The 11,364-nt window shown below is 55.9% G+C and carries 9 protein-coding genes and 1 pseudogene; 5 read left to right on the forward strand and 5 right to left on the reverse strand.

What is annotated here, in order from left to right:
• Positions 1-15 precede the first annotated feature (15 nt).
• Both UF64_RS01970 and UF64_RS01975 read right to left on the reverse strand, forming a co-directional pair.
• The gene (locus UF64_RS01970) at positions 16-651 is read right to left on the reverse strand and encodes a trimeric intracellular cation channel family protein (RefSeq protein WP_044826950.1); all 636 of its coding nucleotides are present in this window, start codon (positions 649-651) and stop codon (positions 16-18) included.
• Positions 648-1,628, reverse strand: coding sequence for a LysR family transcriptional regulator (locus tag UF64_RS01975; protein WP_044826951.1), 981 nt, complete (start codon positions 1,626-1,628; stop codon positions 648-650). The genes UF64_RS01970 and UF64_RS01975 overlap by 4 nt, the downstream gene beginning before the upstream one ends.
• Positions 1,629-1,732: 104 nt before the next feature.
• Here UF64_RS01975 and pcaH point away from each other — a divergent pair, with 104 nt between their 5' ends.
• The 3 genes from pcaH (at position 1,733) to map (ending at position 3,960) form a co-directional block, all read left to right on the forward strand.
• Positions 1,733-2,446, forward strand: coding sequence for a protocatechuate 3,4-dioxygenase subunit beta (pcaH, locus tag UF64_RS01980; protein ID WP_082049458.1), 714 nt, complete (start codon positions 1,733-1,735; stop codon positions 2,444-2,446).
• A gap of 3 nt (positions 2,447-2,449) precedes the next feature.
• Positions 2,450-3,079, forward strand: coding sequence for a protocatechuate 3,4-dioxygenase subunit alpha (gene pcaG / locus UF64_RS01985; protein WP_044826953.1), 630 nt, complete (start codon positions 2,450-2,452; stop codon positions 3,077-3,079).
• Between the two features lie 131 nt (positions 3,080-3,210).
• Entirely contained in the window at positions 3,211-3,960 is a 750-nt protein-coding gene (gene map, locus UF64_RS01990; protein WP_044826954.1) for a type I methionyl aminopeptidase, read from the forward strand.
• 112 nt (positions 3,961-4,072) lie between these two features.
• On the opposite strand, the gene UF64_RS01995 is transcribed toward map, so the two are convergent.
• The gene (locus UF64_RS01995) at positions 4,073-6,265 is read right to left on the reverse strand and encodes a malate synthase G (protein ID WP_044826955.1); all 2,193 of its coding nucleotides are present in this window, start codon (positions 6,263-6,265) and stop codon (positions 4,073-4,075) included.
• Positions 6,266-6,477: 212 nt separating this feature from the next.
• Positions 6,478-7,899, reverse strand: coding sequence for an MFS transporter (locus UF64_RS02000; protein WP_044826956.1), 1,422 nt, complete (start codon positions 7,897-7,899; stop codon positions 6,478-6,480).
• 442 nt (positions 7,900-8,341) lie between these two features.
• Between UF64_RS02000 and UF64_RS02010 the strand changes: the two genes are divergently transcribed.
• Positions 8,342-9,295, forward strand: a complete 954-nt coding sequence (locus UF64_RS02010) for a TAXI family TRAP transporter solute-binding subunit (RefSeq protein ID WP_044826958.1) — start codon at positions 8,342-8,344, stop codon at positions 9,293-9,295.
• Positions 9,296-9,369: 74 nt separating this feature from the next.
• Complete coding sequence (locus tag UF64_RS02015) at positions 9,370-11,136, forward strand: TRAP transporter fused permease subunit (RefSeq protein WP_044826959.1); 1,767 nt, start codon at positions 9,370-9,372, stop codon at positions 11,134-11,136.
• A gap of 20 nt (positions 11,137-11,156) precedes the next feature.
• Here the strand turns inward: UF64_RS02015 and UF64_RS20485 are convergent.
• A pseudogene (locus UF64_RS20485) lies at positions 11,157-11,364 on the reverse strand (IS110 family transposase); the annotation flags it as partial.

The following is an 11,364-nucleotide window of genomic DNA, read 5'->3' on the forward strand; positions in this document are numbered from 1 at the left end:
TCGGTAAATTGTCGTCTAGTATTCCCGACCCGGACGTGCCTTGTAGACCGGGAAGCTTAGCTTGAACTTGATTGCGCAGGCCCGCATCAGGAAGGCAGCAAAAAAGGCAATCACCGCAATCGGACCACTGGGCAGTGCAAGGATGGCCGTGCCGATTACATAGATCCCGGCACCTACCAGCGCACAGGTAATATAAATCTCTGGCCGCAGGATCAGCGGTATTTCATTACACACCACATCACGCACCATCCCGCCAAAAGTCGCGGTGATCATACCAAGAATTACGGCCACCAACGGCGATACACCAAGGTTTAGCCCAATCGCTGCCCCGGTAACCCCGAACATCGCAAGCCCCAGCGCATCGAGCCACAGCAGGGCAACGTAGCGCCGCTCCACCAGATGGGCGGTGAAGTATGTCAGGACCGCAGCCCCGATACAGGTCACAAGCCAGGTGATGTCACGGATCCAGAAAACCGGCGTCGCGCCGGTAATCACATCGCGCACCGTGCCGCCGCCGATCCCGGTAAAGGTCGCAATCAGGACAAACCCCATAATGTCCATCTGACGACGTGATGCCTCAAGCGCGCCGGTAATCGCAAAAACAGCAACCCCGGCCAGTTCAAGCCAATAGATGATTTCTGTAATCGTCATGATGTCCTTTGCGGGGCCTGCCCCTGACTTGTGGGTTGCGAAACGGGTTCTTTGGTTGGCATGCGCAATCGGGTTGCGGCAACATCTTCAAGCTGTTCGCGCAACCAGCGATGCGATGGATCATGCTGATAACGTTGGTGCCAACACATGAAAATCGGCAGATCAAGCGTGCCGTCTTTAAGGTCGGTCACGGGCATAGGTGCACGGGCGAAATCGCGCAGGGCATGCTTTTGCAAAAGGCTCGGCAAGGTCGCGATCATGTTACTTCCGCGCAGGAATTCGGCAATGGCGGTGAAATTCGGCACCCGCAAAACGATGTTGCGATCAACGCCCTGACTTTCAAGCATGTCATCAAATTCAAGCGTGCGGTTATTGCCATAGCGCACCGTGACATGGCGTGCTTCAAGGTAATCGTCCGGGCTTTGCGGGGCGCCCCGCATATCCGGATCATAAAACACCATGTAATGATCCGTCAGAAGGCGCTTTTGCACAATATCGACCCCTTCGGGCGGGCGCGGCGAAATCAGCAGGTCACAGTGATTTTCACGCAGCAAGGCCGGTCCCGGCAAAAGTGACGGCACCACCGTCATCCGGATGTTGGCAAGTGCATCCTCAAGGTTACGAAACAGGGTCGGCAGCAAAAGATCACGCTGCAGATCATTGGCGGCAATCGTCAGCGTCATGGATGCGCCATCGGGGTCGAAATCCGCACCACTGGCAAAGGCCTGCATCTGATCAAGAAGAAACCGCGCCTGTTCGGCCAGGTTCTGCGCGTGCGCCGTTGCAACAATCCCGCGGCCGGATTTGGTGAAAAGCGGGTCGCGCATGATCCGGCGCAATTTGGTCAGGTTGTGACTGACCGCAGATTGCGTCACGCCAAGCCGTTCGGCCGCCGCCGTCACCGACCCTTCTTCCAGAACGGCCAGAAACAGACGCAGCGCATGGCCGTCCAGTTCCAAATGATCAAAATTGCTCATGAATAACATGATAAATGATGCATTTATTTTATGCAATTGGCCGCGCAGGATGCCCTTAACGCCGACATTCAACTGTCCGGAGCATCATCTGCGGAGGAAACATCATGGAATTCTATCAGCGTGACAGAACGCTTCAGCCCGCTGGCTACACGCCGATTTACAAGACATCGGTCGCGCGTTCGCCGCGCCAGTCACTGCTGTCGCTGCAAGGGTCCCTGTCCGAAGTCACCGGTCCGGTTTTCGGTCAGAACGAATTGGGTCCGCTTGATAACGATCTGATCCGCAACTATGCCAAGGATGGCGATCCGATTGGCGAACGCATCATCGTTCATGGCCGGGTTCTGGATGAAAACAACCGTCCCGTGCCCAACACACTGGTCGAATTCTGGCAGGCCAATGCCGGTGGGCGCTATCGCCACAAGAAAGATACCTATCTCGCCCCGATTGATCCGAACTTTGGCGGCTGTGGTCGCGCACTTACCGATGAAAACGGCTACTACTTCTTCCGCACCATAAAGCCGGGCCCGTATCCGTGGCGCAACTACGTCAATAGCTGGCGTCCGGCCCATATCCATTTCTCGGTCTTCGGATCCGGCTTTGCCCAGCGCCTTATCACGCAGATGTATTTCGAAGGCGATCCGCTGATCAAGGAATGCCCGATTGTCCATGTCATCCCGGACGAAGATGCGATCAACCGCCTGATTGCGCCGATTGATCTGAATGGCTCGGTGCCGCTCGATACCATTGCCTACAAGTTCGACATCGTTCTGCGCGGTCGCCGTTCGACCCTGTTTGAAAACCGTCTGGAAGGAAACTGATCTATGGTTCAGTCGCTTGATTATCTCAAAGAAACAGCCTCCCAGACAGCGGGCCCCTATGTTCATATCGGGCTTATCCCCAAGCAGGCCGGTTTTGACATCTTTGAAAACAACTTCACCAACATTCTGGCCGATGAAAACACCCGTGGGGAACGTATCATCGTCGAAGGCCGCGTGATTGATGGCACGGGTACGCCGCTTCGTGATGCGCTGCTTGAAATCTGGCAGGCCAATGCGGACGGCCGCTACAACCACGAACTTGATCGCCAAAAATCCGGCAAAGTGGACGAGGGTTTCCGCGGTTGGGGCCGGACCGGAACCGATTTCGATACCGCGGTCTATCGTTTTGAAACCATCAAGCCGGGCGTGGTTTCAGGTCGCAATAATCGCGACATGGCACCGCATATCAATTTCTGGATCGTGGCGCGCGGGATCAACATTGGCCTGAACACCCGGATGTATTTTGCAGACGAGGCCGACAAAAATGCCAATGATCCGGTTCTCAACCTGATCGAGCAGCATGAACGTCGTAAAACCCTGATTGCAAGCCTCGATGACAGCGGTCCCTTGCCGGTCTATCGGTTTGACATCGTGCTGCAGGGTGAAAACGAAACTGTGTTCTTTGATGTTTGATCATCATTTGATTGGATGAGATCCGAGTTTGTTGCGACGGCCATTTATGATGGCCGTCGTTTTCTTTGTGGGATCTTTGACACAGTGCGGGTTTTCTTGACTTTGCATTACGGCATCGCAATAAGCATTCCATGACAATTTCATCGGAAAAAGAACTCGAACAGATGCGCAAGATCGGGCGCATTTGTGCCCGTGCGCGTGACGTCATGGGGGCGGCTGCTGTTCCCGGGATTACAACCGCCGAGCTGGATCAGATCGGGCGCAAGGTTCTTGAAGATTCCGGGGCGATTTCCGCACCGGAAAGCGAATATAAATTCCCCGGTGCGACCTGCATCAGCGTCAATGAGGCCGTCGCACATGGCATCCCGGGGGATCAGGTTCTGGCAGACGGTGATCTGGTCAATATCGATGTGTCGGCATCGCTTGACGGATACTTTTCCGATACCGGTGCCAGCTTTATTTGCGGCACGGCAAAACCCGAACTCGTCAAACTGTGTGAAGACGGCAAGAAGGCGATGTGGACGGGTATCAAGGTGGTGCGCGACAAGGCCCCGATCCGTGAGATCGGGCTTAAGATCGAAAACTTTGCCCGCAAGGGTGGCTATACCCTGATCCGCAACCTTGCCAGCCATGGCATTGGCAAGTCGCTGCATGAACATCCCCACACTATTCCGACATGGGATGACCCCAAGGAACGCCGCGCGCTCAAGAAAGGGCAGGTCATCACGATTGAGCCGTTCCTGTCGCTTGGGGCGAAATGGGCGCTCGATAGCGAGGATGGCTGGACGCTCTATGCCGATACCGGTGATGCGACCGTGCAGTACGAACACACCCTTGTCGTTACCGAAAAGGGCTATGAGATCATGACACTGGGCAATTGATCCCGGTTTAAATGCTGCGCGTTATGCTGCAGCATTTTCTTGCAACATAAAAGCCGCCCGAACGGATCGGGCGGCTTTTGTTTTTGGTTTGTTTTGGTGCGTGGTATCGCGATTAGGCGCCGTATTTTGCCTTGGCTTCGCGACGGCGCGCATGCAGGACCGGCTCGGTGTAACCGTTCGGCTGCTCGCGACCCTTGAAGACCAGATCACAGGCTGCCGCAAAGGCGACGCTGTCATCAAAGTTCGGGGCCATGTTGCGATAGGTCGGGTCACCTTCATTTTGCTTGTCGACGACGGCGGCCATACGCTTCATGGTTTCCATCACCTGTTCTTCACTGCACAGGCCATGATGGAGCCAGTTGGCAATATGCTGGCTGGAAATACGAAGCGTCGCACGGTCTTCCATCAGGCCGACATCATTGATGTCAGGCACCTTGGAGCAGCCAATGCCGCTATCGATCCAGCGGACAACATAACCCAGAATGCCCTGGGCATTGTTATCAAGCTCTTCCTGGATTTCGCTTGGCATTGGTTTGATGTCACCCAGACGCGGGATTGCCAGAATGTCATCAAGGCTTGCGCGTTCGCGTTTGCCGATTTCGTCCTGCACGGCACGAACATCAACCTGATGATAGTGAATGGCATGCAGGGTTGCAGCCGTCGGCGACGGAACCCATGCGCATTTCGCCCCGGCCTTCGGATGGCCGATCTTGGCTTCCATCATTTCTGCCATACGGTCCGGCTTGGCCCACATGCCCTTGCCGATCTGGGCAACGCCCTTCATGCCGCATTCAAGACCGATATCGACGTTCCAGTTTTCATAGGCCGCGATCCAGTACTGGTCCTTCATCGCTTCCTTGCGGACCATCGGGCCTGCTTCCATGCTGGTATGGATTTCATCACCGGTACGATCAAGGAAGCCGGTATTGATGAAGACCACTCGGTCTTTGGCGGCACGGATGCACTCCTTGAGGTTCACCGTCGTGCGGCGCTCCTCATCCATGATGCCAACTTTCAAGGTGTGCTCGGGCAGATCAATCGCCTGTTCGACAAAGCCAAACAGATCGTTGGTCAGCTCGACCTCTTCGGGGCCGTGCATTTTCGGCTTCACGATATAGACGCTGCCATGACGCGAGTTCGAAAGTTCGTTATTGCCGATCACGTCATGCTTGGCGATCAGGCTGGTGACCATGGCATCCAGGAAGCCTTCCGGGACTTCGTTGCCATTGGCATCAAGCACCGCATCGGTGGTCATCAGGTGGCCGACATTACGGATCAGCATCAGGCTGCGACCCGGCAGGACAACTTCATTGCCATCCACACCCTTATAGGTGCGGTCCGGGTTCAGACGACGGGTGATCGTCTTGCCGCCCTTTTCAAACTTTTCCTCAAGCGTGCCCTTCATCAGGCCAAGCCAGTTGCGATAGGCAACGGTCTTGTCATCGGCATCAACGGCAGCGATCGAATCTTCGCAGTCCTGAATGGTGCTGACAGCCGATTCCATGATCACGTCGCATACGCCTGCGGCATGTTCCTTGCCGATCGGGTGGGTCGGATCAATATGGATTTCGACATGCAGGCTGTGACGACGCAGCAGGATGTCGGTCAGCTTGCCGTCCTTTTCGTTGTAGCCGATAAACTGCGACGGCAATTCAAGTGCGGTTTCGCTGCCATCGGCCAGGGTCACAACCAGCGTCCACCAGCCAGAGCCATCTTCGCGGACTTCGTATTTGGCGGCATCGGCATGTTTGCCGGTCGCAAGCGGGGCGCACTCATCAAGGAAGTTCGCCGCATAGGCGACAACCGCAGCACCACGTTTCGGGTTGAAGCCCTTGGTCTTTTCTTTGCCATCGGCCTCGTCGATGACATCGGTACCATAAAGGGCATCGTAAAGGCTGCCCCAGCGTGCATTGGCTGCATTCAGCGCATAGCGCGCATTCATCACCGGCACGACCAGCTGCGGGCCTGCAACCCGGCCGATTTCCGGATCGACATTGGTGGTGGTGATATAGAAGTCATCACCTTCGGGCAGGAGATAACCGATCTCGGTCAGGAATTCCTTGTAGGCCGCCGGGTCACGCGGTTGGTCCAGACGCGACAGATGCCATTCGTCGATCTTGGCCTGCAATTCGTCGCGCTTTGCCAGCAGCGCCTTGTTGCGTGGTCCAAGTTCGGTGACGAGCTTTTCAAAGGATGCCCAGAACTGATCGGAACTGATCCCTGTTCCCGGAATGACTTCGTTGGCCACCAGATCATGCAGCACTTTTGCAATCTGAAGACCACCTTCTTGGATGCGTTGGGTCATGTTTTCTCTCACCAGACTTGGAACTGTTTCGGGCGGCAAATGTGGTTTTGCCGGCAAGCGCAACGCGCGCCGCAAAGCCAACCCGCCTATCGTTGGTTCTCAACATATGGGTTGAAGCCGGGGCGGGTCCACAGCCTGTTTCAAATTTACGGGATGTTTTCCGTATTATGGAAGCGCGCCCGATGGGTGCCGAGCGATCCGGTAACCTGTGCTCAGGTTTTCTTGTCCGTTTCCGGATCGGCCGTTTCATCACCGTCTGCTGCCGGAACCTGACCGATATCGTCCGGGTGGGCCGTGCCATCCGGGGTTAGCAAATCTTCCAGATCGTGCGGATCGAACGGCTTTTGCTCGGCTTCATCTTCGGCCGGGTTGCCTTCATCATTGTTATCGGTGCTGACATCGTCGGTAATCGGTGAAAGCTCAAAAGCCATCGGCGTTGTACGCGGAACGGCAACGAACTGACCTTGTTCCTCAATCGAGATACGACGGCCAAAGCCTGCGCGATACATCGCAAAGCTGGCAACGGAAATGCCGATAATGGAAAACAGAACCGGCAATGCCCACGGGCCAAAATGCCCGATGGCACTGGACCCCAGAAGCGGACCGGTGGCCGCCGACGCACCATAAATAATCAAAAGACCACCCGATGCCGGAACGATATCTTCGGGTTCGAGATAGTCATTCACATAGGCCACGGCCAATCCATAGACCGGCATGATGAACACGCCCGTGATCCCGCCCCAGACCGTCAGATTTTCGCGCACAAGATCGGGCGCAATCAGCGGGAAGATCCCCGAAATCGCAAGCCCGGTCAGAACAAAGATCATGACATATTGGCGCGGTACCATGTCCGATATCTTGCCGATCGGGAACTGCATGATCATGCCGCCCAGAATGACAAAGAACATGAAATAGGCGATGTCATTGGTCGCAAGGCCAAGGTCGGCGGCAAAGACCGGACCGACACCGTAAACTGCGCCAGAAAGCACACCGGCACCAGATGCCGCGACAAAGCCAAGCGGGGAAATCTTGTACAGGCGACGGAACGTCATGCGTTCGCCACTGACCGCAGAAGGCGGTGGCTGACGGGTAAGGGCGAGTGGAACCAGTGAGAGTGAGAGCAAGACGGACGCTACCGTAAACAGCTCGAAACTGCTGACCGGGGCACCATTGAGCAACAGCTGACCAATCGCCAGACCGCCAAGGGACACGGTCATGTAAATCGCAATCGTCCCGCCGCGCGAGGTATTGTCAGCCTGCGCATTCAGCCAGCTTTCAATCACCAGATACAGACCGGAAACACAAAGCCCGGTCATGATGCGGAAAAGCGACCAGGTGATCGGATCGACCAGAACAGCATGCAAAAGCGTGATCGCCGAGGCGGCCGATGCCAGGGCGGCAAATGTCCGGATATGCCCCACCCGGTTCACAAGGCTTGCGCCCCAAATGATGCCGGCAACAAAGCCGATATAATAGGATGCCATGATGATACCGGTATAGACTGGTGCAAATCCCTCGGCAGAGGCGCGCAGCGCCAGAAGCGATGATTGCAATGACGCCCCACTGTTAAGCGCAAAGGCAGCAAACAGTGTGGCAGACAGTGCAATGATCAGGGCGACCGGCGAACGCGGCATGGCTTCCTCGTTTGAATTTCAAGATGGCAGGCACCCTGCGGTAGGGGATCAGGCCTGTCAATCCTTACAAGCCTTTGGCCAATAAGGGGATAAGTGCATTTTGGGTTTAACACCACAGTGCACAAGAAGTTCCGTCAAATTTGTTGCCTTTCTTTAAGCCCGTGGGACTTGCACGCATAGTGCCGCTTTTGCGCAACTGCTATGTGTAAACGGGCCATGTTTCGGGCCGAAAGCGCCTTTGATTTGGGAAAATCGCACAAGCAGCTTGACCTTGGGGGGATTGATGCTTTCTATGGACCCAAATCAGGCGCATTTTGCCAAAATCGGCTTGAAACGAGGTTGGTTTTTGCGCTACGCCACCAGACTTTCGGTCCACCGGCCATAAACGGCATTCAAGCCAGACGGTGAACCCACCATACAAGGGGAGGAAACCTTGAAAATTATGCGCACTCTCGGCGTGATTGCCGCCGGTATGATGGCCCTGTCCGTGGCAAATGCCGCGCAGGCCGAAACCCGTGTCACCATGAAATCGGCCAAGGCCGCTTCATCCTACTATCAGATGGCAGCCCAGTTTGCCGAAGCGATGAAAACCGGTACCGATGGTGACATCATCGTCACGGTCGAGGAAAGCCAGGGTTCGGTTCAGAACGTCATGGAAGCCATGGTGCGTCCGGGCAACTATGTCTTTACCTCCCCGCCCGGTCTGGTGAGCCTGGCACAGAACGGCAAAGGCCCGTTCGATGGCCGTCCAACCGAAAAGTTTGCTGAAGTCCGCGCCCTGTTCCCGATCCCGTCTCTGACCATGCATTTCGTCATGCGTGCGGATTCCGGTGCGACCAGCTTTGCCGATCTCGAAGGTAAAACCATCCTGCTCGGCAAGGGATCGTTTGGCGCGCGTGAAGGTGAAAAATACCTTCAGCTGTTTGGCCTTGAAGGCAAGGTTGATCTGGCCGATGCCGAGCTTTCCAACGCTGTTGCGGCCCTTAAAAACGGTCAGATCGATGGTTTCGTGACCGCTGGCTCCTGGCCGGCTCCGAACGTGATCGAAGCTGCTGCCGGCACCGATGTGACGGTGCTGTCACTTTCCGAAGAACAGCTTGCCGAAACCAAGCGTGACAAAACTGTCATCCCGGCAGGTACCTATAAAGGTCAGAGCGAGGACATCACCACCGCATCGCTTTCGGTTGTTGCCTTTGCCACCACCCAGATGGATGCAGACACGGCTTATGCACTGACCAAAACCTTTTGGGATCAGAAAGCCGTAATGGGTGAAAGCTCATCCTGGTGGAATGGTGTGACGCCGGAAATGCTTGCCAACATCACTGGCAAAATGCATCCGGGTGCGCTTCGCTATTATGACGAAGTTGGTTTTTCCGTTCGCGATGATCAGCGCTGATCGCTGATCCGATCACATGTTAAAGGCCCGGCAGAACTGCCGGGCCATTTCTTATCAAGCAAGCCATTTACGATATGTCAGCCTCCACTCGCCCCTTCTGGATCGCCCTTGGCGCCGTTTCGATTGCCTTCCACCTATGGCTGATCTTTTCAGGATTGGTGCCCAACCTTGTCAGCCGCCCGATCCACATGGCGCTGGCCTTACCCTGGGCGCTAATCTTTGTTGCCAAAACTCCGGCCCAGAAAATCTCGGGCATCCTTCTGACGATTATTGGTCTGATCGGGTGCGGCTGGCTTGTCATCAATCATCAGACGCTTGGCGATCAGTACGGATTTCTGATTGGCAACAGTCAGATCATGCTGGCGGTCTCACTGTTGCTGGTCGTGCTTGAAATGGCGCGCCGTGCGATTGGTTGGCCCTTGCCGACAGTAGCGGCGATTGCACTTCTTTATGCGCTGTTCGGGCAACATGTCCCGGGCGAGTTCGGGCATGCAGGGCTTCCGATTGAAAGCATGCTGGGTACCCTGACCATCGCCGAGGGTGGCCTTTGGGGCAGCCTGACCGGTGTGTCGGTCAATATCGTTGCGATCTTTGTGATTTTTGGCGCGGTTCTGAATGGCGGCGAAGCCGGTCAGGGCTTCATGAATGTTGCAGGCGCTGCTGCTGGTCGGCTCAAGGGCGGGGCGGCGAAGGTTTCGGTGGTGTCATCGGCACTTTTTGGTTCGATATCGGGGTCTGCATCGGCCAATGTCGCTTCGACCGGGGCGATTACCCTGCCGGCCATGACCAAACTCGGATACCCCAAACGCCTTGCGGCGGCGGTTGAGGCGGTGGCATCAAGCGGTGGTCAGATCATGCCGCCATTGATGGGGGCAGGGGCCTTTGTCATGGTGGAACTTACCGGCAAGCCCTATGTCGATATCATGGTCGCGGCCATGTTGCCGGCCGTGCTTTACTTCCTTGCCGTCTGGGTTGGCATCAATGCCTTTGCCCTGCGTTTTGATCTGCCGGGTGTGCCCAAGGAAGACCGCCCAAACATGCGTGCGGTTCTGATCACATCGGGTTTTTTCATGGTGCCGTTTACCATCCTGCTGTGGGGCATGTTTGTTGGCGACTATACGCCGCAATATGCAGCCTGCCTGGCCCTTCTGGCCGGGGCGGCGTTGTTGTTGCTTGATGCGGATCTCAGTGTTGATCTTGCGCGCAGCAAGGAACGTTTCACCGATGTGTGCCTGAATGCCGGGCGTCAGGTGGCGATGATCGGGTCGATCATTTTGTGTGCCTCGATCGTGATCGGGGTGCTTGGCCTGACCGGGCTTGGTGTGAAGATTACCTCGCTCCTGATTTCGGGATCGGGGGGGATGCTGTGGCCAGCCCTTCTTTTAACTGCCCTTGCCTGTCTGATCCTTGGCATGGAAGTCCCGACCACGGCGGCCTATGTGATTTGCGTCTCGGTCGCCGGTCCTGCCCTGATTGAGTTGGGGCTTGAGCCGCTTCAGGCGCATCTGTTTATCTTCTGGTTTGCGCTGCTTTCGACCATTACGCCACCGGTATGCGGGGCGGTGTTCATTGCCGCCGGCATGGTCGAGGAAAACTGGCTCAAGGTTGCCGGGACGGCCATGGCGCTCGGCATCGGGCTTTATATCGTGCCGCTTGCCATGATCGCCAACAGCACCCTGATCGAGCTTGCCAGTGATCCTGTTTGGGCGGTGATCGCCGGGCTTAAGGTTGCGCTTGGATTGACGGCAATTTCCTATGGGCTGATTGCGCCAAAACCGATCCTGGTCAGGGTCGGGCTGATTGGCGTTGGGGCTGCTGTGATCTTTGCCGCCGGTATATAGACAAACAAAAAGCAGCGGTATTAGCCGTCAAGTATTAAAGCATAATGGTCACGCATTCTCGCATTGAGGATGGTGACCATTTTTCTGACGACAGCAATCACAGCAACCTTGCCGGGTTTTCCGTTTTCAGTCAGGCGTTTGTAGAAGTCGCGTAGCAGAGGATCGAAGCGTATTGCCGGTAATGCAGCATAGTAAAGAGCATTGCGCACTTCCAAACGTCCGCCGCCA

Origin of the sequence: Thalassospira sp. HJ (genome assembly GCF_000948415.1) — a bacterium.
Classification (GTDB): domain Bacteria; phylum Pseudomonadota; class Alphaproteobacteria; order Rhodospirillales; family Thalassospiraceae; genus Thalassospira.